Here is a 24086-nt window from a genome sequence, read left to right on the forward strand (position 1 = left end):
CTCATCACCCTATCGTTTTGATTTCGATATTGCCTCACGAAGCGGGAACGCCAGATCGATAATTCCGATAATCCGAAGCGGACCAATGAAGAAGACCGCAACCGCAAGGAAATACGGTATAACCGGATTCCATTTCTTTGTATGTGAGAGAAAGAAGAAGAAACCGATCGCTTGAATCATGAAGCCCAGATTAATTAAAGGCGATAGATTCATGGCAATCATGGTCCAGTATGTTCCATCACTCTGTCTGGAGATGACCTCAATCAACAGTGCGAGGAAATAATACCAGATCAGTGCACGCGGCATACGCCACTCTCTCGCTGGTGGAAGCTTCGATACAGCTACACCCATAACATTCAGGATCGGACGAGCAATGACGTGTGTGATAAAGGCCATTACCATCGATGTCACAACCAGTGCAAAAGGAATCATAAGCTGCGTTTGTTTGGCCACATCCGCTGTCATCTCAGGCGTCCATGCGAACCCGTTGATCATCTGGTTGGATGTATTCGTTAACGGTTCGATGGTCAGTCTGACCACATCTTCAATATAGCTGGACAGGTCGAATTGGAAAATGACACTGCCGACCAAGAGCAACAACAAGTATTCTGCCAGCATCGCGCCACTCCCCGCCATAAGCGTGAACAGGGCTGACTTCCGTTTTTTATACGCGTGACCCATAACGATCGCAGGCAGGGTAAAGATGAGCAATAGTAACAGATAAATAGGATGGAATATGACCAAAATAACGGCCACGGGCACGAGATGCCATATAAATGACTTTAAAGATAATGAAGCATACAAAATAACTCCCGGAATCATCATAAAAAATATGGCAAGTACCGATAAAGGAGTTAACAGCGAAAGTAGCAGGAGCAGATAGACTGCGCTCCAAACAGCTGATTTAAAGCTAAATTTCAACAAATTCACCTCTTACGCATATGATCTTCTAGCGCGGAAATATCCTGGTACCAGTCTTCAAGCTGGTGACCTTCCTGTTTATGCTTTTTCAACTTCTCCACAAGCAGTGCATCCAGATCCTTGAAAGGAATACCGAGCCTGCGGCCCAATATGTAACTACTCATGATTAAACTGGCAAGACTATCCCCGATTCGAGTTGTACTGCCTTCCCATAACGCCTTGAATAATCGGGATACCTGATCAAGTACTTCGGTTTTAAGCCATTCAATCACTTTAGCGCGTTTGGCTACATCCAGTTCTTTAGGCATATTGGCGAAAGTCACTCTCCCCCGAAAAAGCTTTATTCTCGATTATAACATAAAAAGAGGGCCCGCAAAATTACCCCAAAAAGCGGAGAAGTTCTCCAAAACTGATCTCAGGTACTTATGCGGAGTCCTCCGTACATCCAATCCACATATATATTTGTATAAAACTTCGAATACACCCTTGGTAAAGGACTTCTTAAGTTTAACATGATACCGGACGGCTGTGATTATCCCTGCTGTCACAATAATGTTTAAATTCGTTAGGGCTTACTTGGCTTTAATCGATTCTTTGGCCACAATACCCTCGCAGTACTCAATAATCTGACTCCGTCTGACAATACCAATGAAACGCTCCATATCATCGACCACAGGAACAAAGTTCTGAACTTTGGCCAAGTTAATCAGGTCTTCCATATTGGCGTCAATGGATACGGGCTTAATATCCAGGCGAAGCGGAACGTCTTTGAGCAAGAATTTTGAAGCGTTTTCAAATGAAATCTTTCCCTCGGCATTCTTCATATACCACAGTAAGTCGCCTTCGGTAACCGTACCAATATATTTGCCTTCCTTATTCAAAATGGGCACCGCCGTAAACCGATGATATTCCATCCGTTCCAACGTTTGCCGCAGCGTAGAATCCGACGTCACGCACGTAACCTCTTGTTTGGGCAGCAAAAAAAATGCAATGTTCATACCCTTACGTATCCTCCTTGTGAATTTCTTCGTTCAACTTATCTCGCTCAACTTATATTATACGGATCAGAACGGATGATGTTCCAAAACAACCTCTACAAAGAAAAAAACAGCAGCCCGCAAATAAACGTACTGCTGATTATGGTCTACAACAAACCATTGGTATGGAGTTGGTTATTCAATCATTTGCCGGTCAGGGATCATTACTTCACCGGCTGGGGTCGATTGATCCATCCAGTTGTTAATCAGCTCTTTGGCATATTGGACATCTTTCTCGTCAGCCTGACCATAATAGATACCGTCTTTTTTCATCCCCTCACCCAGAATGGTGAAGCTTGAAATCTGCGGTTTCTCCTGAGTAAGCACCTGTTTGGCCAGATCAATAATGAAAGAAGCTCGCATATCCGTCTGGAAGCTGTCTCCCATGATCTGAATCAGTTCCGGGATTTTGGCAATTTGGTTCAAATTCAACATTTCATTCGCCATTGCGTTCAGGAAAATCTGCTGCCGTTTGGTACGATTAAAATCGCTATCTTCACGGTATCTTACATAATACAGTGCTTCCTGCCCGTCATAAATCGGCTTGCCACCTTCAATCGTGAATTGCACATGATTCGGATCTTTGTTTACAATGTCCTCATCAATCGGCAGTTTCACACCACCAAGCGCATCAACCACTTTTTTGATCCCGTCGAAGTTGATCGTTGCATAGTATCCTACATCGGCATCAAGAAATTTCTCCACCGTATTGATGGACATATTCTCTCCACCGAAAGCATAGGCATGCGCCAGCTTATCATAATCATCTTCGCCGTCTTTGTTCGCATCCCGTCCCACAATCTGCACATACGTGTCACGTGGAATGGATACCAGAAGCACACGGGATTCCTTGGGACGAACTACAGCATAGATGACGGTATCGGAACGTCCACGCGTCTTCTCATAGGCGCGTTTGTCCGAACCCAGTAGTAATACAGAGAAAGGTTCCTTGCGATATACCGTTGGATCAGGCGTATTGTTGCCTTCCTGCGGTACATAAGAGCGGGATAACTGATCTTCTACCGAACCGGCGAGAAACAGATCAAATGCCGCTACAGCCAGCTGTTGACGGAACAAATAACCCCCAATCAACAAAACAACAAGCGAAACGAGCGTTATATATAGGCCTTTTCTTCTTTTCTTCTTCTTATCTTTAGTTCTGCTTTTCATCCATTAATTCCTTCTTCACTATCAAAATGATAATCCATAATACCAATTAAACGCCTGGGATGACTTGTGACTCGGTGTTCTCTGAAGTTTTCTCTCTCTGGAATTAAGACACCGCTTACGCTCGTTCTATTGTAATCATTGCGGGAAGATGAAAAGTTACAATCCGGTTAAAGTGAAAAGAACAGTGACTCCTTTTTTAGTTACAAAAGGTACACTGTTCTCTTGATTTCCACACGCATCAAATCATTTCGTGGATACACTTTCCACATCAAGGATCTTCTCTTTTTGACGCAGACGTCCCGTTATAAGCGCAGCCACCAGCGTAAGCACACTGAATACGACCGCAGACCAGAAAAGTCCATTGTAACCCTGACCTGTCGTTTGATGCACTGCCTGGAGCAACACATCACGGATACCTTCATCAGGAATTTGGGACAGGCCCTCTGTCAGACTGGATACATCACTTCCGGATGATCCGCCCGACGCATATTGCTCCAGCATCTCGGGCGGCACCTGAATCCCTTTATCAGCGAACCCTGTCTGAATGTTGGATCCCAGATTAGTAAAAGAACGTGCCAGGAATCCGGCAAAAATGGTAGGCGCAATAGCCATAGCCATCTGGCGGAATAACGAACTGGTCGCTACCGCGATGCCTTTGTTGTTCTCTCCCGCCTGTTCCGTGACAAGTACGTTTACTGGCGCACCGAGCATCATGCCGAAGCCGATACCTACGAGCGTACTTGCAATAACAAATTGCCAGATATGCTCCACCCATAGTGGGAACAGCAGGAATCCAATCGCAGATAACAGGCCTGCAACGGATAATGTCCAGATCGGTCCTTTGCGGTCAACGAGGTAGCCGCCACCACCAGCCCCGATACCGGATGCCAGCGCGAGCGGAGTAAACCAGTACCCGGAAGCTGTATTGGATACGCCGAGATATTGCTCAACAAAACCTGGAATAAAGATCACCGAAGCAAGAATAGCTCCGGAGAAAAAGGCAATTAGAAGCGTCCAGCGAAAGGACGCGATGCCCAGAAGTTGCGTCGATACAACAGGTTCACGTTCAGATCCTTCCAGTCTTTTTTCCATAAAGTAAAAGAGCACCAGAATGATCACACCTGCCAAGAAGAAGCCATAGAACATCGGTGATCCCAGGCTTTGAAGCATGTTCACACCGTCCAGATTGCTGAAGCTAAACATTAAACTGAGTACACCTAACGTCAAGACAGCGATACCGCTCCAGTCCACTGCTGCACGATTCAATTCCTGCTCTTCATGAATAAATCGAATACCTGCAATGAATAGCAGAATGGCGATAGGCACGTTGATCAGGAATAACCAATGCCAGTTGCCCGTAATGTCCAGTATAAAAGCACCGACATTGGGCCCCAAAATGGCGGCAACACCATTCATGCCTCCGAGCAGACCCAAGGCTGTACCTTGACGCTCCGCCGGGAACTTGCTTAGTACGTATGAGCTGGCTATGATAAATATCCCCCCGCCGCCCAAAGCTTGAATGACACGAGCAATCAGGAAGAAGGTAAACGATGTGCTTAGCGCGACCAGCAGCGACCCGATCCCGAACAACGCCACTTCGATCAAAAACAGTTTCTTGCGACCATAACGGTCTGATAGCTTGCCTGCAATAGGAACACTCACCGCAAGCCCAAGCGTGTAGAGCGTAATTGTCCACGCCCCCCATGTTGGCGACACACCAAACGATGCATTTAAGGTGGTCAGTGAAGAGGTGATGATCCCGTTATCCAGCGCTGCCATGAATACCCCTATGGCAAACAGGATCAACGGCCATTTCATTTGTTTTTGCATCACATGTTACCTCCCGATTAGATCTTAAATTCAGTATCGTACAGTAGGTTTGGTACATATATATTAAGCCGAATCGAACAATAATGACTCATTGGTCATTTTAAAACAAAAGAAATCCATATGTCAATTTAATAATATGGTTGTCTGGTTCAATTTCCCTCTGATCCGATAAAATAAAGCTGCCCGCAGGTTCGGGAAAACCTGCGGGACAGTCCTTATGTCTAACGTACTATGGCTGCATCAGATGACGATTCAGGAATTTCTCAATCGCACGGTACAGATCAAGCTGATTCTCGACGTTCGCGAAGCCATGACCTTCATTGGTCTTTAACATATACGGTACATCGACTCCGCGTTTGCGTAATGCTTCGACGATCTGATCGGACTCGGCTTGTTTGACACGTGGATCATTAGCGCCCTGAACCACGAATAATGGGGCCTTCATCTGATCGATGTGGAATAGTGGTGAAATCGCCGTTAACAATTCTTTATCTTTCTCGGGATCCCCTACACGTTCATAGAACAGGCTGCGCTCCGACTCCCAGTAAGGTGGCAGTGAGTCCAAAAGGGTGAAGATATTGGAAGGACCCACATAGCTAATTCCTGCAGCGTAGACATCCGGTGTGAATGCCAGTCCCGCTAGAGCAGCATATCCGCCGTAGGATCCACCATAGATCGCTACGCGCTTCGGATCAACCGTTCCCTCTTCAACCAGCCAGTTCACGCCGTCTGTGAGGTCATTCTGCATGGCTTTGCCCCACTCTTTATTACCTGCATCCAGGAATTCTTTGCCGTATCCCGTGGAACCGCGGAAATTCACCTGTAGTACGGCATAGCCACGGCTTGCAAGGAATTGAATCTCAGGATTGAAGCCCCATGAATCACGAGCCCAGGGACCACCATGTGGAACAACAACCAGTGGCAAGTTGGAAGCTTCCGCTCCTTGAGGCAGTGTCAGGTAACCATGAAGAGTCAGACCATCACGTGACTTATACGTAATAGGCTTCATATCCGACATTTTGCTCTCATCAATCCAAGGTGCGGCATCAGCCAGTTTATCGAGTTTGCCTGCTTTGGAATCATAGAAATAATACGTGCCCATCGTTTTGTCGTTATAGGCTACAAACAGTACCTGGCCTTCCTCGCTTATGCTACTGATACTAACTTCCTTACCTGGCACTTTCGCTTTGATATCCTGCATTAACGTTCTGAACTCTTGATCGAAGAATTCATAATTCACTTTATCTGTCTCATATACTGCAGCGAGAATGGTCCCCTTATCTTTGGAAGGGATAAAGCTGCTTACATCCACATCTTTATTTTCATAGATTGTTTTGGTTACCTTCTTGCTGCTTGGACTGTACTCTACAATCGCCGTTTTGTCCCGCTCCAAGTTGGAGACCGCATAGATATTTTTGTTGTCATACGTGAACATCACTGGAGCAAAGGTTTCCCCGAGTTTCGTCGTCAGTAGTGGCTCGAACTTCTGATCCTCTGACTCCCGATACAGTAACGAAGACACATTACCATCACTGGACACAGCCACACGAATTTTTCCCTCATGGTCAGTTAGCCAGCCCGTAATATTGCCTGGGTTCTCTGCCGCAAGTACAGCTTCTCCCGTCTTAATGTTAATACGGTACACATCAAAGATTCGCGGATCACGCTTATTCATGCCTACCAGAATTTCATCCGGAATATTCTCAAGTGGATCTACCAAGATGGCTCTTGTGTTAGGATACAGCGTCAGATCCTTGCTGTTCTTACCATCGATATCCGTGACATATATATGGTAATTTTCATCCCCCGCCTTATCTTGTACATAGAGCAACTTGTCATTGGTTGCCCACGCAAATCCTGCGATATTGCGTTCTGTTTCGTTCGTAATGCGTACAGGTTTATCCTGACCGGTTGCGGTAACTACGATATTCATGCGGTTATTCCACGGCTCCAGGTGTGCGAGGTGTTTACCGTCCGGTGACATCTGGAACCCTGCCTGAGCAGGCTGTTTGAAAAAGTCCTCCAGCGGTGTAAGGCCCTCTGACTTCACATCCAGCCCGAGTGCGAGATACAGCGCATCTGCGAATTCACCATGAGTCACCGATTGTTTGGCATTAAATGCGCTACCTTCGATAATAAAATGCTGTTTAACCCGTGCAGCGTCATTTGCATGCACAGCTGGAATCTGATCGGCATCACTGTATACTACCTGGATTCCATTATCCTTCAGTTCGAATGCACGTGTGAACAACGATGCCATCTGTGCACGTGTAAGTGGAGCATCCGGAGCATAGCCCTTGGCTTTCCCTTGAATGAGTCCACCTTGCTTCAGGGCGTAGATCGCAGGCGCAGCTTCGTTCTCGGGCAAGACATCTGCAAAACCTGTAAGTGACGTAGGCGTATCCAATTGAAGTACACGTTGCAGAATGATCGCTGCCTCCGCACGAGTGATCGGAGTCGTTAACTCAGTGATTTCATCTATGTATCCTAGTTGCTGTAGTGTCTCTGTCGCCTTGGAAGCAATGGCTTCCGATACAGCAGCTGTAGGTTTTACGTCTTCTGCCGCCTGTACGGCTGGTTGAATCAGAGCAATAGACATAGCCATGGTAAGCGTGAGAGCGTATACCTTTTTGCTAATTGCGTTCAAAGAATTTCCCCCTTTAAAGTGAATTACAGAATAATATGGAATTATACGTAAGTCATTTTACCATGATTAACCATAAGTTAACAGCGAGAAGAATCTCCTTGATGACGTCCATGTTCACCCTGTTATTTTGAACCGGAAAACCCATAATTGAGCAGCTTACGAGTCTCGATAAAACGTCCCTCACGAGTGTCTGTTCCAAATACAACTGAAATCAGTCTTTTGCCATCACGTTCAGCTGTCCCAACAAAATGATATCCTGAATCTTCATCATACCCGGTCTTCAATCCGTCATTCCCATCGTAAGCATACGGCCCACCAATGGAGGACAACATCCAGTTCGTGTTGCTCATGTACATTCCTTTTTGATGCATTGATACTTGCATTTGGCTAGAAACTTTTAGGATCTCGGGATGGTTACTCAGCAGATATCGTGCAAGCTTGCATGCATCGATAGCCGTCATTAAGGTCTGCCCTTGTATTTCCATCGGACGGTTAGGACCAAGCAACTTTTCACTGAGGCCCGTTGAATTCGTGAATTGTGTATCTTCAGACAGTCCGATCTGAGTTGCTTTCTGATTCATCTGCTGAACAAAATTCTGCTCTGTACCACTAATATGTTCGGCAAGAGCAACCGCTGCATCGTTTGCTGAATAGACAGCTACGACCTGGAACAACTCCTGAACGGTGAATTGCTCTCCTTGTTTCAAGGTCAATTGACTGCCACCCACGGAACTGGCATATAGACTCACATTAACAAGATCGTCCCACCTTATATCTCCATTAATCACGGCTTCCATCACAAGTAGTTCTGTCATCAACTTACTGACGCCTGCCGGAGCAATCTCTTGGGAGCCGTTAAAATCCATTAAGACCTGTTCGGAGTTCATATCCATTAAGACAGCAGATTCAGCTTTAATTCCCGGTTTGCCTACCAGCATGTCCGGTTTCACACCCAAATATATAATGAGCAGCAGAGCCAGCAGCATACCTGCACGTTTCCACCATTTTTTTTTCATAAGATGATCACCTCTTACCTATATAGACGAAGTGAAGAGGCATTTTGTCTGCACTTTTTAGAAAAAAAGTTAAATTTTTTTTATTTTTTGGTTACAAAAAAAACATGAACCCCATACACCCATGCTAGAGTGTACAGAATTCATGTTTTTAAAGACACTTTTGTTCATTCTCGCAAGAGAATTCTTTACTATAATCTAGCAACCGACATCTTAAAGGACCCCAATCCTTAATCGGTGTTAAGCTGTTTCAGGTAACCTTTTCTTCCAATTTGGACACTTAGAGATAGATGCCAACTTAGAAGGATTACTCAGCTACAAGTGCTTTGTCTGCATTAACTTGCAGGTCGCTCAGGTAAACGCCTGTTCCATCACCAATCGCATAGTTCATTACACGTTTGTTAACCGGTGCTACAACTGCACGATACAGTGTAGGGAATACGGGAACTTCATCTACCATGTACTGCTGCCATTGATTGTAGATTTCTTTACGCTTGTCTACATCAAAGGCCTCAGCAGAGATACCTTGTGCCAGCAATTTGTCATTCTCTTCGCTGGAGAATCTGGAGAAGTTGTAGAGTGCATCGCGGCCATACAAGCCAGACGGATCTACGTCAATACCAACGCCCCATGCGGCTTGATATACATCAATGTTCGGATCATCTTTACCTGTGTTACCTACACGGTCATAGAAGCTGTTGAACTCAACCATTTCAAGGTTTACTTTCAAACCGATAGCTGCCCAAGATTGAACGTAGTATCGAGCCAATGGTTCAGCAGTGTCGCCACCAGTCATAGACACAAAGTTAATTTCGAGTGGTGTTCCATCCGGATTGGTACGGAATTCACCATCCAGTTTGTACCCAGCTTCATCAAGCAAAGCTTTCGCTGCTTCTGGATCATACGTTACACCCGGATTACTGGAATCATGGAATTCTGGGTGAGATGGTGGAATCAGAGTTGTTGCATTCCAGCGCAGACCGTTGTAGAAACGTTTACCTACTTGGTCATTATCTACAGCCATCCACATTGCTTTACGCAAGTTTTTGTCGCCCATTTTTGCTTCGGCATTACTTTTAACTTTTCCGTTCTCTTCATCCCACGTACCCAGTTTGAAGCCGATGTACGTATAAGCACGATCGATTGCGCCCAGGAATTCTACGTTGGACAGGTTTGCATTGTCTTTATATTGATCTGTCGGGAATGCATCCACGAGGTCTACCCCGCCAGATTTCAGTTCTTGAACAACCGTTGTCGGGTTGATAACTTTCAGAGTCACTTTGTCCAGTTTTGGAGCTCCACGCCAGTAGTCTTCGTTTTTAACATAAGTTACAGACTCACCCGGAGTGATGACATCCACTTTAAATGGACCAAAACCAATTGGTTTTTCACGTACTTCTTTGGAAGAAGACATTTTGGCTACATCCATATCTCCGAAGATATGTTTAGCCAGTGGATACGTCCATACGCCACCTGTCAGCAGGGACGGTGTGGATTCTTTATACGTAATGCTGATTTGTTTGTCGCTCAGCACTTTAATACCAGAGATTGTTTTTGCTGTTCCAGCATGATATTCGTCCATACCAACTACACTAGTGAAGTTGGAATCATAACGTGGACCATCATACGCTTTGTTACCGATTACTTCATAAGCGAATTGCAGATCTTCAGCCGTTACCGGTTTACCATCATGCCAATTTACATTGTCACGAATGGTCAGTGTGAACGTTTTGCCATCTTCAGATGTCTCATACGTTGCTGCACCATCGTTGGTATATACATAGTCTTTATCCCAAGTCAGCAAGCCTTCATCAAACCATTGAAGAACCTGTACATCCGGGTTACCGGAATAAAAATTGTAGTTCAGTGTCCCTTCAAAAGCAGTATCCGATACAAGTCCGAATGTAATCGAACCACCTTCGATCGCAGTACCTTCATTCGTTTTGACATTGTTGAAGTCATCGATGGAGTAAACGCCCTCTTCATTAGCAGGTTTTTCCTCTGTTTTTCCCTCTTCTGTGTTTGTAGCTGGAGCTGGAGTAGCTGCTTCTTTCTCCGAGCATGCTGCAAGCACCAATACAAAGACCAGCATCATTGTGAAAAATAGTCCCCGTGAAAATAATCCCTTTTTCATGAACCTTTCCTCCCTTTTTTAACCTCTTCTTTGTCTTGCATCAGTCGCACGCTTTAGGGCTTGACCGACATTATTTATACTCAACATCAATACCAAGATCAGCACCGATGCGGGTAGCCATATCCACCATCTGGATTCCAGGGTTTGCGGATTACGTGCGTAGCTTACGAGTGTTCCAAGACTAGGTGTACTTTCGGGAAAACCAAATCCCAGGAAAGACAGCCCGGATTCGAGGCCAATGTTGGCAGCGAGATTCAATGTCATCGTTACGATGATGATGGAGCTCAGATTCGGAAGAACCTGTGAGAGCATAATCTTCAAATGAGAAGAGCCCAATGTTTTTGAAGCTTTTACATAGTCCAGTTCCCGTTCCTGTAATGCTTTGGAGCGAATCAATCTGGCAATACCCATCCAGAGAAATGCCGTCATGATTAGAGAGAACGAGATGATATTGTATTTCGGTACTGCTGTAACAAACGCGATAACAATCATCAACATCGGAAGGATCATGAAGAAATCAACAACACGCATGAACAGGTTGTCAATCATTCCACCGAAATAACCGGATAAAAGGCCAATTAAGATACCTATGAAGCCAGTCATTAACGTAACGATAATCCCAATGCTCAGCGAGTTACGTGTACCGATGACAAGTTGGCCGAATACATCTCGGCCTCCATAGTCCGTTCCAAGCCAATATTGTGCAGAAGGCGGTTCATATAAGGCAAACAGATCCACGCGTACGATATCATCCTGGTTCAGAATGAGCGACGTACCATATACCAGCAACATGACCAAGCCCAAGAAAATGAGCGAGATTAGTGCCACCTTATCTCTGACAAGCTCCCGCCATACAATACTCAAGCTGGAGGGGCTTTTATCAACTTTTTGTGAAGTTACAACTACCTCGTTGGCCTTGCTCATCTTGTTTTCACCCCGAAATCTTCAAGTTCTTACTTGATCCGTATACGTGGATCTACAATTCCTAGAATTATGTCAGACAGCAATGCCCCGAGAATAGAAGCTACGCCATACAACAATACGAGTGCAGTCACAACGCTGAAATCACGCAATGAGATGGAACTCAGGAACAACTGCCCCATACCTGGATAACTGAATATGCTTTCGATAAATACCGTACCTCCGATAAGTCCTGTAATCTCATATCCGAAGAATGCGGCGATAGGTAGTAGCGAGTTCCTCAAGATATGTCTGTTATAGATCCGGGATTCCGAGGCACCCTTGGCTCTCGCTGTAATAACGAATTCCTTATGCTTGATATCGATGATTTCACTACGCAAATATTGAACGGTAGATACCGTTGTAATCAATGCCATGGATAGTGCCGGTAATAACAGATGATAGAACTTACTCATTACGTAACTGAAGGTGCCCGGTGTAAGTCCAGGCGCAACACTTCCGCCTGTCGGGAACCAACCGAAGTGGAAACCGAAGATCCATACCATCACCAATGCGAAGATGAACAATGGTGCAGCAAAGCCCAGGTAAGTGTAGCCGGTGATCAACCGATCAGACCATGTATCGTTGTAACGACCACTGATGATACCCAGTGGAATCGCGATCAGGTATGTCAGTACAAGTGTCGCCAGTGCAAGCCAGAATGTGTTTGCTACACGTTGACCAATCAGATCAGTAACTGGCATTTTGAAACGGAAGGATTGTCCAAAATCACCTTGTATGGCATTTTTGATCCAGTCCCAATACTGCACGTACCAAGGATTATTCAATCCCAGTCTCTCTCGCTGGGCTTCTAATGCTTTTGGATCAACGCTTGGATCAAGGAGTCCGGTTAGCGCATCTCCCGGCATGGCCTTGGCCATCAGAAAGACCAAAAGACTTAGTAAAAAGATCTGAGGAATCATTATGATAATTCTGCGTACTATCGTTTTCCACATATGGCCTTCAACCTTTCTGAGGTAGAGCTACTCGGTGAGTAGCGGAAATGGATTTGAGCGAGTATGCAAGCCCTTCCTCATCAAAGAAATTTCGGTATGATTGTTCATACTCGGATTTGACCTGTTGACGGAAGGCTACCATTTCCTCTCGTTTGGTTGGGTCCATATCCGGAATGGCTGCAATAAGACGTTTGGTATAGATGTGTTGCGGATTTTCAAAAATATCATTCGTTGTGCCCTGTTCCACATATCGACCTTTATACATAATTCCAATCTCATCACACATATGGCGGATAATGCCCAGATCATGACTGATGAACAGATATGTCAGATTAAGTTCTTTTTGAATTTCCTGCATGAAGTTAAGGACCTGAGCCTGTACCGATACATCCAGTGCAGATACAGGTTCATCAGCGATAATCAGTTTCGGTTTCAATGCAATAGCACGTGCAATGCCGATCCGCTGACGCTGTCCCCCTGAGAATTCATGCGGATACTTGTAGATTGACTCTGGACTAAGGCCAACCTTTTCAAGTAATTCTCTTACTTGTCTTTTCTCCTCGGTAGCCGTCAAACGCTCGTAGTTTCGAAATGGCTCAGCGATGATATCAATAACACGCTTCTTGGGATTCAGTGATGAATATGGATCTTGAAAGATCATTTGTACATCCCGCTGAAGCTGCCTGTTCTTCCGTCGCTCTGTAGCGAGATTTTTACCGTTAAACAGGATCTTTCCATCAGTGACATGATTTAGCCCAATAATGGCTCTGCCTGTTGTCGTCTTGCCCGAACCGGATTCGCCAACCAAACCATAGGTCTGTCCTTGTTCAATGGAAAAGCTAACATCATCAACAGCCTTTACACTGCCAATTTCCCGTTTGAGCAATCCACCGCGAATCGGAAAGTGTATCTTGAGTCCTTCTACTTCGAGTAATGCCATTATGTTATTCCTCCTCAGCTTGGTCAGGAAAATGAAAGTGCTGGTAACAGGTACAACGTACATAGTGACCTGGTGCAATTTCATGCATCTGTGGGTTCTCTTCATGAGCCGAATCACTAATCCATGGAATTCGGGCCTTGAATCGGCACCCTTTGCGAGGAAGATTTTTGAGTGAAGGCACGATGCCTTGGATAACATGCAATTTAGATCTTTCTTCAGATAGGGTAGGGATAGAGTTCAACAGTGAACGTGTATACGGATGCTTCGCATCATTCATCAACGTGAAGATATCTGCGATTTCAACAATTTCACCTGCATACATAACTGCCACGCGATCTGCCATCTCAGCCACAACACCCAGATCATGTGTAATCAGAATAATGCCTGCGTTAATCTCATTCTTCAGATCACGGATCAGTTCCAGAATCTGTAGTTGAATCGTAACGTCAAGCGCCGTCGTGGGTTCATCGGCTATAAGTAGTTCCGGTTTGTTGGCAATCGCGATGGCGATGACAATTCTCTGTCTCATACCACCAGATAATTCGTGGGGATACTGCTTGTATATTTGTTCGGGACGTGGAATCCCTACCTGATTCAATAAGTGAATAACCTTTTCTCTCTTCTCTCTGGAAGAAAGCTTGGACTGATGAAGTGTGAGGATCTCTTCAATCTGTTCACCAATAATCATTAGAGGATTTAGTGCGGACAATGGGTCCTGAAAAATCATGGCCATTTCTTTACCGCGTAGCTTATTCAACTTGTTTGGGGAGATGTTGGCAATGTCCTGTCCTTTATAGAGAATCTGGCCTTCAATTTTTGCTTTGTTATGCAAACCCATAAGAGAGAATGCAAAAGCGCTTTTACCTGACCCGGATTCGCCTACAATCGCCAACACTTCATTTTTCTTCACCGTTAGGTTAACGTGATCCACTGCTGCGTAATAGTCATCTTCAATTCTGAATGATGTTGTTAGATTTCTGACTTCCAATAACTCTGTATTCAAATCAATCACCCTAACCCCATAATTTCCGTAGATTGTGTTCGTGTGTAGAAGAATGCATCTTCTGTATATTACCAAGTTCTTGAAGATAACGAACAATAGCTTATACAAAATACCAAATCTTTAGGAGAATCACGTTTAAGAGACGTCTATTTAGACCAATGGTCAATTAATGTTGATAATTCCTAGCGGAATTATAATGAAAAATAATTAATGTAATCATACGTGTAATTTTAGCTAACGTCAATGCTTATTTTGAGATTTTTGGTAAAATGTTTTTTATCCTACAGATTTGGATATTAGTAATGTTATAAAGGCATTTGGCAAGGGGTTTAAGAGATCTTATCCTACTTTTAGCTGGGAGGTATATATGATCAATTGATCGTTTCAACACACACCTTACATAATAGTTACATTAGATGTATACGTATATATTGAAATTGAGTGTAGGAATCTCTAAATTAATGTGAGGTAAATGTTACATCTTTGAGTGTTAACTATTCTCGAACGATAGCTTAACTCTATTCAATTGGAGTCCTTACTGTTATAATTGATATAATTAGTACGACTAAAGTAAAAAATCTAGTTATTATAGTATAGTTTCATTTATTTGCTAATGTAAAGACCAAATTGTAATCTTTTATCATTTATTTTACAAAAGAAAGAAAAAAGCCCTGCAAAATGCAGAGCTTTTCTAATATTTATTCATATAAGTGTATATATAATACCTTTTTACTGAGTATCTGGAGGTCTTTTACCACGTTTTAACTCATTGATACTGAGACCAAAATCCATCTGTAAGTGAGGATAATCTGGGAAGTTAGCCCAGTCACCGCCCCACGTGAAACCTAACTCTTTCGCGAGTTCCACAACTTCCATCCAGTCTGCCTTGCCATTCCCGTTATCATCCCGTTCCATATCCCATACCACATCACCTTCAGGCGTTCTTAGTGCAAAATCAATCGCTAAACCATAGTTATGATATGACTCACCGCCACGTGCATTAGTAACGATATTGCCTGCACTTGAGCGTCCTTGGTTAAACAATGCATCTTGCTCATCGGAACTTCGGTAACCGTGGGTTATAACGATCTCTATTCCACGTCTGGCTGCCTTGCGTACCAATAATTCCTCATTCTCTGCCACTACAGGGTGAAGACCCGTAATTGGCACAGCATCTTGGATCGGTGTCACTGGCCACATGTTATCGATATCACCTTTTTGTTGTAACCATACATATATAATGGAAAGTATAAGAGTAGCTATAATCCAGGTTTTCAAACTTTTATTTTTTTTCTGTTTGCTTTTACGTTTTGAAGTATTCATATCCACTCCTGGTGTTTATTCTGAATGACAGCCATTCCTCTGCCTGGATCTTTTCAGTAGATTAGACTCTATTATAATTCATTTGAGCCTTAAATGCTTCCATCACCATCAGTATTGAATTCTTTCATTGGTTAGAGTGGACATGTTATTTCTATTTATACATACAAAAAAGCAGCCGGCTATAAGCCGACTGCTTCGTATGCAAGCTGAGTAAAAACTACTCAGTTGTGTATGGCAATAATGCGATTTGACGGGAGCGTTTGATTGCAATCGTCAGCATGCGTTGATATTTAGCGCTAGTACCTGTTACACGGCGTGGCAAAATTTTTCCACGTTCGCTGATAAATTTACGAAGCAAGTCCGTATCTTTATAATCGATGTGAGTAATTTTGTTAGCTGTGAAGAAGCACACTTTACGACGTTTATTACGGCCGCCACGACGTGCCGGTCTTTTATCGTTGTCTCCGCCTTCTCTTTGCTTGAAGCCCATGCTTTTCAGTCCTTTCCTATCATGTAACCCATATCTCCTAAGAGTATCAGTTCATGTTAAAATGGCAAATCATCATCCGATATATCAATCGGTTTTCCGTCATCGGAAAAAGGATCCTGATTGTTGCTACGCGAATTATTGTTATTGTTCGCGCGTCCGCCGCCTCCATAAGAAGGCTCTTCACGCATTGGTTGCCCACCGCCGCCACCGCTATTATCACGGTTAGCTGACTCCAAGAAACGGACATTATCGGCAATGACTTCGGTCACGTATACACGTTTTCCTTCGTTATTCTCGTAGTTCCGTACTTGAATGCGTCCTTCGACTGCAGCCAGGCGTCCTTTGCGCAAGTAGTTCGCACAGGTCTCGGCAAGCTGTCTCCAGGTTACGACCGGAATGAAATCGGCTTCCTTTTCTCCCCCTTGGCTTGTAAACGGTCTGTCCACTGCCAAAGTAAATTGCGTAACTGCTACTCCTGCTGGAGTGTAACGCAACTCAGGATCCCGGGTTAACCGGCCGATCAGAATGACACGGTTCAACAATGTAATCCCCTCCTTCAGAGCGTATTGGTGCGTTAATCACGAGTTGTCTTAAGCAGACTTAACGTCGTTAGTAATGAGATAACGAATTACTTCGTCAGAAATCTTCATGAGACGCTCAAGTTCAGTTACAACTGCTGGTTCAGCAGTGAAGTGTACCAGAACATAAAAACCATCACGGAATTTCTTGATCTCATACGCAAGACGGCGTTTACCCATAACGTCGTGAGCTGTAACTTCACCACCGCCGTTGGAGATGATGCCTTGGAATTTATCGACTGTAGCTTGAACAACTTCTTGCTCAATGTCAGGACGAATAATGTACATCACTTCATATTTGCGCATAATTTTCACCTCCTTATGGACTCTGGCCCTCAATCTATGTTGAGAGCAAGGAACGAGCACAAACTCGAACTATATTAATATAACAAATACTGAGCCAAGTTGCAAGCAAACGTTTCCTGTACATATTGGCACATGATCACGACAGCTATAGAGCACACTACAGAAGCAACGACGAAATACACTTTACGGAGGAGGTTATATCATGGGTGAAAGAACTGAATTTGAACCAGGAGACAAAGCCCCAAACGATGGGGAGTATACCGAGGTTGGCGAAAAAAGTTTTCACACTGAGATTAACAATCCAAAACGAGTAACGCTACAAAAGGGCGAAGCTTTTCCCGAGACAAGCAATCATAATCGCAAGTGGAAGAAGCTGACCAAAGCCCGCGTCCACTAATCAAAGTTTTTTTCAGCTCCATGTATATAAACCGGAATAAAGAACATAATACAATCAGGCGGTGCACGAGAGAGGTGTGGTTCCGTTGGACAACGAAGCCGATCATTCGCTGTTGGAGATTCATCACGTAATTTAAGAAGCAAGTGGTTGTGTGTTGTAAGGCCCTTCGTCTGAAGCACGCGTATTGCTACGTGCAGTATACCAAGTTTCTGATTGTTACGACCGATTGTTTCCTAACAAACAAATGCACCGCCGGACAGAGAGCCCTTCGGGGCTCTTTGTTTTTATCCAAGGTTAAACAAAAAAAGACCTTCCTGATGGAAGGTCTTCTTAACGATCTTTTATTAAACTCAACATGAATTGAGTAAATTGTAATTGAAGTGGCGGAAAGGGTGGGATTCGAACCCACGCACGCTGTGACACGCCTAACTGATTTCGAGTCAGCCCCCTTGGGCCTCTTGGGTACCTTTCCGCAGCAATATTGATTATAGCATGATCATTTACAGAACGCAACACCCATGCGGGGCCTGCATGTAAACGTTATTACGAGCACTACATCCTGAAATATGGTGACGTTAGGATTCTGTAGAATCTTCGGCTGAGCGCAATACCTTTTTCATGTTTTTTTCAAATTTCGCTCTTGGAATCAACACACTGTGTTTACATCCAACACACTTGATCCGAATGTCCATTCCCATTCGAATGATCTCCATTTCATTACTGCCACAGGGATGTTGCTTCTTCATCTGCACGATATCCCCAAGTTGGAAACTTTTACGCTCCACCAGTGCCATCCCCCTCATCTTTCTCCAGAGCTACTGCCTGTTCCAATGCTGCCTGATTGCTCATCTCATGATACTCCAGTGTTTTTTTCACATCGCCCTGAATCTGACGTTCCACCGAAGCACGAGAGTTAGGCATACATTCAGCCACAATTCTTACCACATACTCTGATGTAGACATCGACTGAATACCGAGCACATCCGGCACCTTCACAATATTCAGATCACGTTCCTCGATCCCAACTAAGGATTGTTTCACCAGGTGTACAGACTCATCCAGACTCATATCTGCCTTCATCGGAATATCCACTACAGCTAGCGAATTGGACATGGAGTAGTTCGTTACACTTGCAATCGCCCCGTTCGGGATAATATGCACCTCACCTTGCCAGCTGACCAGTTTGGTTGTTCTGAGTCCGATCACCTCAACCGTTCCCTTGTAGGTCCCCGTCTGAATAACATCCCCCACCGCGAATTGATCCTCTAATATAATGAAGAAACCCGTAATAACATCCTTAACCAGACCCTGTGCACCAAAACCAATGGCAAGTCCGAGCACACCGGCACTCGCCAGCAGCGGTCCAACTTGGATATTGATCTCTGATAACAGTAGCAGAATCATAATAAAATTACATGTTATGGAGGTCGCATTTTTCAACAGTTCCCCTACAGTTACGAATCTGCGCGGATTTACGCGAATCTTACCTTCCTGCTTACGTTCCATGGAACGATCTATAATTCGAAACACAACCTTAATGACAATACGGGTGATGATAAAAATAATGATAATACGGATTGAGCTGAACATAATATTAAGCCACATATCAGGATCTGCGATTTTGTTCCAGACTTTATCCGTCCAACGAAGAGCTTCATCAACAGCCGCTGCCGTACCGCCCCCACCAGCCCCTTGAGCTAACTGAAATGGCAACATCCTTCATCTCTCCTCTACATCGGTATGTTATCATAGCTGTCTTCTGTTTTGAAATAGAGGCCTCGGATCTCTACGAACTCGTTACGAATGATCTTCTGCACTCGCTCCAGATCCTCTTTTGGAAACTGGATACATAGAGCACAACCTGCTGTAATTTCTTTTGGCGTAGGGAACAAATCGATCTCTATCTCGGCAAACTCCAGCAGCATTTCAGCACGCAGTGCCTGCTGGGTTGAATCAAACGCTATCAGCATCCAATCGTTAATCCATTCGTCCATGTCCGGCTCCTTTCACCATACGTCCAACCCTTGAGAAAAAGCTTGTCCTCGTGAAGTATAAAACGCTCTACCTTTCCATATACTGTTACTACTATTCCAAGGGAAAGGATAGATCCTATGAATCCTACTTCGCGTTCCTTTTCATCACAAGACATGACCAGTTTGAAAATCCCCCATACCGATCCAGGCATTCACTCAGCCATTACCCATCGTTTAATGTTCCATCTCTATAAAGCCCATTCTCTGCAAAATGTAGTGATCGTCTGCATCGGCACAGATCGCTCAACAGGCGACTGTCTTGGTCCTCTGGTCGGATCTGCACTTTCCAAGTGGGACAGCCCTTTATTTCATCTGTATGGTACCTTGGATGAACCAGTCCATGCGATGAACCTGCAGGACACACTCCACAACATACAGAAAACACACCATAACCCTTATGTGATTGGGATTGATGCCTGTCTTGGTCAGTCATCCAGTGTAGGATGCATTCAAGTCGTGAATGGCCCACTCAAACCCGGTGCAGGGGTAAATAAAGAATTACCGCCGGTCGGCGATATCCATCTGACAGGTATCGTTAACGTCGGCGGCTTTATGGAATACTTTGTCTTACAGAACACACGGCTTAGTCTCGTCATGCGCATGTCTGAGATTATATCCAGCAGTCTGTATTCGGCCATTCGGGAATGGCACACACGTTCTACTCTGCTTGCTGTGCCAGAGTAATAGCTTCCTTTTCCTCTGGGGACAGAGTGTATGTGGACTCTCCCCCTTTAAGAGGTTTTGCATATACATAAGAACCGTCACGGTTATATATCCCCGTAAGGATCATCCCATCTTGGCTATCGTTAATCATGGCCATCGAGAAGCTCAGATCACTGCCACGCTCTCCATAAGCATTGTATCTTTTCACGCCAACTTTACCTTGAATGCGGGTCAGCTTTTGCATGACAACTTGCAGCTGATTCGTTTGCAGTTTGTGTTCATCCTCAATGCTGTCCATCTGAATTTTCAGATTAATCAACAACGATTCTAGGTCCTCCACTCCACTGCCAGCCATCATGGCTTCATATTTACGTTTAAACTTTCGTAACTTTGCCCCTTGAGCAATACTTACAATCAGCAAGATCACTGTAAGTAATGCCATTCCGCCAATAATCCATAACAGCTGTTCCAGAATCAGCTCGTTTAATTCAGCCATGTAAGTGCAACTACCCCTCTATATTTTTGATCAGATTACGTCTGTCTATAATACTATCATTCATTATTAATCAACCCGATATTCAAAAGCTTAATCATGCAGTGCTGCGTCAAATAAATACGTCATTTTAACTCTAATCTAGTCTGCCCCTGTCAATTCCAACACTGCCTTAACGAGCGAATCCACATGTTCTCTTGTAGAGTTGTATCCCACACTAGCCCTTACCGCTCCGGTAGCGGTTGTGCCAGCAGATTCGTGAGCAAGCGGTGTGCAATGAAAACCGGAGCGAACTGCAATGCCATAATTCCGGTCTAATCGGAAAGCAAGTTGTGCCGAATCATACCCTTCCACAGTAAAAGATACTAACCCGGTACGGGGCTGTCCCATCTCCGGACCTAGCATCCGAATGCCTTTAACGGAAGATAGCCCATCCATCATATGTTGGGTCAGTTCCCACTCGTGTTGGTAGATGAACGCCGGTGTCATCTCAAGCACATGTTTCACACCCGCATTCAGCCCTGCAATCCCGACAGTATTGGGTGTTCCCGCCTCATACCGATCAGGACGTACCTTGGGCTGCTCCAGAGCTTCTGACTGGCTTCCTGTTCCCCCATGAAGCAAAGGCTGCACATCCAGCTCAGGCGCAATGTACAGGCCACCTGTTCCCTGAGGACCAAGCAGTCCCTTGTGCCCTGGAAAAGCCAGCATATCGATGCCCAATTGTTGCACATTCACAGGCATAACCCCAGCGCTCTGAGCCGCATCTACTAGTAAGATCGCCCGATGTTTACGGCATAGGAGCGATACTTCTCCAATAGGAAGAATACTGCCAAGCAGATTGGAACTGTGTGTACAGACCACCAACCTGGTATTTGAACGAAACATACGTTCCATTTGCACCAAATCGATGGCTCCCGCAGTGTTTACAGGTACATAATCAATCTCTACATTTCGCGATCTGCGCATATACTCTAGTGGTCGTCTGACTGAATTATGTTCAGCCATGGTAGCAATGACATGATCGCCTTCGCTAAGCAAACCTTGAATAGCCAGATTCAGAGCTTCTGTCGTATTTGATCCAAATGCAACATCATTCGCATTCTTGATGCCAAACATATCAGATATGGATCTTCTGGCCTCGAAGAGTACACGACTTGCCTGAACAGCCATCCGGTGACTTCCTCTGCCGGGATTGGCCCCTGCAATCTCCAATGCACTCAACATAGCTTCACCGACAGCAGGTGGTTTGGGCCAAGATGTTGCTGCATGATCCAGATAGATAATTCCCTCCACCTCATAACCACCTCTGTCCCATAAATTAGTTATTCACCTGCACGTATTGCATAGATCACCCTGTAAACAAAGAATGACATATCGTTTCTCCATGGTACAGAGGCGATATGTCATGACATGAGTAAGCCCCGCATGTTGTTAATGAATCATCGATCCGACTATTATTGCAACAATTCCAATAGCCGCTCTAGATCCTTTTGACTGTAGTAGTTGAGCTCAATTTTACCTTTATCTTTATTGTGCTTGATTTTCACTGTTGTTTTGAAACGTTCACGCAGAGATTCTTCCACCGTATCGATGAATGGATCTTTCTTTTTCAACTTCGATTTAGCTTTAGCCTCACCTGTTTTGGAGCGATCCAGTTGTTGAACAGCTTCCTCCAACTCACGTACACTCCATTGCTGATCAATGGTTTGTTTGGCAAGTTGCTTCACCACGACTTCATCTTTCACACCCACGATCGCACGAGCATGTCCCATAGATAATGTTCCACGTGAAACATGGTCTTTTACTTCTTCGGGCAATGATAACAGACGCAAGAAGTTAGCAATGTGAGAACGTGATTTACCTACTTTTACAGATAACTCTTCCTGAGTCAACGCGAATTGGTCCATTAACCCCTGATAAGCAACTGCAACTTCCATGGCATTCAGATTCTCCCGTTGCAGATTCTCGATCAACGCAATCTCCATTACCTGCTGGTCACTGAAGTTGCGGACTACAGCGGGTACTGTCGCATTCCCACAATATTGCGATGCTCTGAACCTTCGTTCTCCGGCAATAATCTCGTAACCTCTTAAAACAGGACGAACAATAATAGGTTGTATGACACCATGCTGCCGAATGGACTCAGCCAGTTCATGTATTGCACCTTCATCAAATACCTTACGTGGTTGATAAGGGTTAGCCCGCAGTTGACTAATCGGGATTTCTACGACTTTATCATCGTCATTAATTGAAAGCGAAGGAATGAGGGCATCAAGACCTTTTCCAAGCCGCTTACTCATAAGAAATCACTTCCTTTGCGAGCTCTAAATACACTTCCGCCCCTCTTGACCGAGGGTCATACGTGATAATGGATTGACCATGAGATGGTGCTTCGCTAAGCCGTACGTTACGCGGAATAATCGTTTGATATACTTTTTGTTGAAAATACTTTTTCACTTCTTCAATAACCTGGATCCCCAGATTGGTCCGTGCATCAAACATCGTCAGCAATACCCCTTCAATCTGCAGGGATGTATTCAGATGTTTCTGTACCAGACGAACTGTATTAAGCAATTGGCTTAATCCTTCAAGTGCATAATACTCACACTGAATCGGAATGATCACCGAATCGGAAGCGGTCAACGAATTGATCGTCAACATACCAAGGGATGGTGGGCAATCGATCAGTATGTAATCATAGTTTTTTTTCACCATGGCGAGTGATTTTTTCAGGCGGACTTCCCGTGATATCGTGGACACCAATTCGATCTCTGCTCCGGCAAGCTGAATCGTTGCAGGTATGATATGAAGGCCTTCAATCTGAGTCTCCACAATCGCTTCTTGAGGAGGAACCTCATTAATAATGACATCATATATACAATTAGCCACATCTGCTTTATTGATTCCGACTCCGCTGGTTGTATTCCCCTGAGGGTCAATATCGACAAGCAATACTCTTTTCCCGAGTGAAGCCAGTCCTGCACCCAAGTTAACAGATGTCGTCGTTTTCCCCACACCGCCCTTTTGATTTGCTACGGCCATAATCTTAGACAATTACTTCACCTCAAATAAAATAGGAGTCTTTTCTGTAGGTTGTGAGATATATTGTTAACAAAAAGCAGGTGGCTATCGTCCACACAAACAACAACTACCGTTCCATCCGTATACCGCTCTTTAAAATTTCAGACC

General features: G+C 44.5%; 25 protein-coding genes and 1 tRNA gene. 2 read left to right on the plus strand and 24 right to left on the minus strand.

What is annotated here, in order from left to right:
• Nucleotides 1-9: 9 nt before the first annotated feature.
• The 16 genes from AC4G47_RS30255 to rpsF all read right to left on the minus strand — a co-directional run bounded on the left by AC4G47_RS30255 (nt 10) and on the right by rpsF (nt 17308).
• Nucleotides 10-921 carry a DUF2232 domain-containing protein gene (locus tag AC4G47_RS30255; protein WP_458124766.1) on the minus strand — a complete coding sequence of 304 codons (912 nt, stop codon included), beginning with the start codon at nt 919-921 and terminating at the stop codon, nt 10-12.
• Between the two features lie 5 nt (nt 922-926).
• Entirely contained in the window at nt 927-1229 is a 303-nt protein-coding gene (locus tag AC4G47_RS30260; RefSeq protein ID WP_017691445.1) for a MazG-like family protein, read from the minus strand.
• 264 nt (nt 1230-1493) lie between these two features.
• Nucleotides 1494-1919 carry a CBS domain-containing protein gene (locus tag AC4G47_RS30265; protein WP_062836539.1) on the minus strand — a complete coding sequence of 142 codons (426 nt, stop codon included), beginning with the start codon at nt 1917-1919 and terminating at the stop codon, nt 1494-1496.
• Nucleotides 1920-2093: 174 nt separating this feature from the next.
• Entirely contained in the window at nt 2094-3128 is a 1035-nt protein-coding gene (locus AC4G47_RS30270; protein WP_458124767.1) for an LCP family protein, read from the minus strand.
• Between the two features lie 243 nt (nt 3129-3371).
• Nucleotides 3372-4958 carry an MFS transporter gene (locus AC4G47_RS30275; protein ID WP_458124768.1) on the minus strand — a complete coding sequence of 529 codons (1587 nt, stop codon included), beginning with the start codon at nt 4956-4958 and terminating at the stop codon, nt 3372-3374.
• A 229-nt stretch (nt 4959-5187) separates the two neighbouring features.
• A complete protein-coding gene (locus tag AC4G47_RS30280) occupies nt 5188-7605 on the minus strand; it encodes a S9 family peptidase (RefSeq protein WP_491104238.1) in 2418 nt (805 codons plus the stop codon).
• A 122-nt stretch (nt 7606-7727) separates the two neighbouring features.
• Complete coding sequence (locus tag AC4G47_RS30285; protein WP_491104239.1) at nt 7728-8621, minus strand: D-alanyl-D-alanine carboxypeptidase family protein; 894 nt, start codon at nt 8619-8621, stop codon at nt 7728-7730.
• A gap of 304 nt (nt 8622-8925) precedes the next feature.
• Nucleotides 8926-10752, minus strand: coding sequence for an oligopeptide ABC transporter substrate-binding protein (locus tag AC4G47_RS30290; RefSeq protein ID WP_491104240.1), 1827 nt, complete (start codon nt 10750-10752; stop codon nt 8926-8928).
• Between the two features lie 18 nt (nt 10753-10770).
• Nucleotides 10771-11676, minus strand: coding sequence for an ABC transporter permease (locus AC4G47_RS30295; protein ID WP_491104241.1), 906 nt, complete (start codon nt 11674-11676; stop codon nt 10771-10773).
• Between the two features lie 29 nt (nt 11677-11705).
• On the minus strand, nt 11706-12668 hold the full coding sequence (gene opp4B / locus AC4G47_RS30300) for an oligopeptide ABC transporter permease (RefSeq protein WP_036611942.1): 963 nt from the start codon (nt 12666-12668) through the stop codon (nt 11706-11708).
• A 7-nt stretch (nt 12669-12675) separates the two neighbouring features.
• Nucleotides 12676-13608: an ABC transporter ATP-binding protein gene (locus tag AC4G47_RS30305; RefSeq protein WP_491104243.1), complete on the minus strand. Its 933-nt coding sequence runs from the start codon at nt 13606-13608 to the stop codon at nt 12676-12678.
• A 4-nt stretch (nt 13609-13612) separates the two neighbouring features.
• On the minus strand, nt 13613-14611 hold the full coding sequence (locus AC4G47_RS30310; protein WP_458124774.1) for an ABC transporter ATP-binding protein: 999 nt from the start codon (nt 14609-14611) through the stop codon (nt 13613-13615).
• A 729-nt stretch (nt 14612-15340) separates the two neighbouring features.
• Complete coding sequence (locus tag AC4G47_RS30315) at nt 15341-15934, minus strand: M15 family metallopeptidase (RefSeq protein ID WP_491104245.1); 594 nt, start codon at nt 15932-15934, stop codon at nt 15341-15343.
• 217 nt (nt 15935-16151) lie between these two features.
• The gene (rpsR, locus tag AC4G47_RS30320; RefSeq protein ID WP_017691433.1) at nt 16152-16424 is read right to left on the minus strand and encodes a 30S ribosomal protein S18; all 273 of its coding nucleotides are present in this window, start codon (nt 16422-16424) and stop codon (nt 16152-16154) included.
• A 56-nt stretch (nt 16425-16480) separates the two neighbouring features.
• Entirely contained in the window at nt 16481-16966 is a 486-nt protein-coding gene (gene ssb, locus AC4G47_RS30325) for a single-stranded DNA-binding protein (protein WP_017691432.1), read from the minus strand.
• Nucleotides 16967-17014: 48 nt separating this feature from the next.
• Nucleotides 17015-17308, minus strand: coding sequence for a 30S ribosomal protein S6 (rpsF, locus tag AC4G47_RS30330; RefSeq protein WP_036611944.1), 294 nt, complete (start codon nt 17306-17308; stop codon nt 17015-17017).
• A 202-nt stretch (nt 17309-17510) separates the two neighbouring features.
• Here rpsF and AC4G47_RS30335 point away from each other — a divergent pair, with 202 nt between their 5' ends.
• Nucleotides 17511-17705 (plus strand): YjzC family protein, encoded by a 195-nt coding sequence (locus AC4G47_RS30335; protein WP_376038182.1) that lies wholly within the window; start codon nt 17511-17513, stop codon nt 17703-17705.
• 381 nt (nt 17706-18086) lie between these two features.
• Here the strand turns inward: AC4G47_RS30335 and AC4G47_RS30340 are convergent.
• The 4 genes from AC4G47_RS30340 to AC4G47_RS30355 form a co-directional block, all read right to left on the minus strand.
• Nucleotides 18087-18177 (minus strand) — tRNA-Ser (locus AC4G47_RS30340).
• A gap of 103 nt (nt 18178-18280) precedes the next feature.
• Complete coding sequence (locus tag AC4G47_RS30345; RefSeq protein WP_036611950.1) at nt 18281-18490, minus strand: DUF951 domain-containing protein; 210 nt, start codon at nt 18488-18490, stop codon at nt 18281-18283.
• Entirely contained in the window at nt 18480-19421 is a 942-nt protein-coding gene (locus AC4G47_RS30350) for a mechanosensitive ion channel family protein (RefSeq protein WP_491104249.1), read from the minus strand. The genes AC4G47_RS30345 and AC4G47_RS30350 overlap by 11 nt, the downstream gene beginning before the upstream one ends.
• Before the next feature lie 14 nt (nt 19422-19435).
• Nucleotides 19436-19699: a putative Se/S carrier protein gene (locus AC4G47_RS30355; protein ID WP_017691427.1), complete on the minus strand. Its 264-nt coding sequence runs from the start codon at nt 19697-19699 to the stop codon at nt 19436-19438.
• 117 nt (nt 19700-19816) lie between these two features.
• On the opposite strand from AC4G47_RS30355, the gene yyaC reads away from it, so the two are divergent.
• Nucleotides 19817-20422 (plus strand): spore protease YyaC, encoded by a 606-nt coding sequence (gene yyaC / locus AC4G47_RS30360; RefSeq protein ID WP_036611957.1) that lies wholly within the window; start codon nt 19817-19819, stop codon nt 20420-20422.
• Here the strand turns inward: yyaC and AC4G47_RS30365 are convergent.
• The 4 genes from AC4G47_RS30365 to AC4G47_RS30380 all read right to left on the minus strand — a co-directional run bounded on the left by AC4G47_RS30365 (nt 20397) and on the right by AC4G47_RS30380 (nt 23951).
• Nucleotides 20397-20897, minus strand: a complete 501-nt coding sequence (locus AC4G47_RS30365; RefSeq protein ID WP_307540945.1) for a DUF4446 family protein — start codon at nt 20895-20897, stop codon at nt 20397-20399. The two genes, yyaC and AC4G47_RS30365, sit on opposite strands and share 26 nt — an antisense overlap.
• Nucleotides 20898-21035: 138 nt before the next feature.
• On the minus strand, nt 21036-22190 hold the full coding sequence (locus AC4G47_RS30370; RefSeq protein WP_491104251.1) for an aminotransferase class V-fold PLP-dependent enzyme: 1155 nt from the start codon (nt 22188-22190) through the stop codon (nt 21036-21038).
• Nucleotides 22191-22351: 161 nt separating this feature from the next.
• Nucleotides 22352-23197 carry a ParB/RepB/Spo0J family partition protein gene (locus AC4G47_RS30375; protein WP_491104252.1) on the minus strand — a complete coding sequence of 282 codons (846 nt, stop codon included), beginning with the start codon at nt 23195-23197 and terminating at the stop codon, nt 22352-22354.
• A complete protein-coding gene (locus AC4G47_RS30380) occupies nt 23190-23951 on the minus strand; it encodes a ParA family protein (RefSeq protein ID WP_024629525.1) in 762 nt (253 codons plus the stop codon). The genes AC4G47_RS30375 and AC4G47_RS30380 overlap by 8 nt, the downstream gene beginning before the upstream one ends.
• Nucleotides 23952-24086 lie beyond the last annotated feature (135 nt).

It is taken from the genome of Paenibacillus sp. Negev47 (assembly GCF_058313655.1).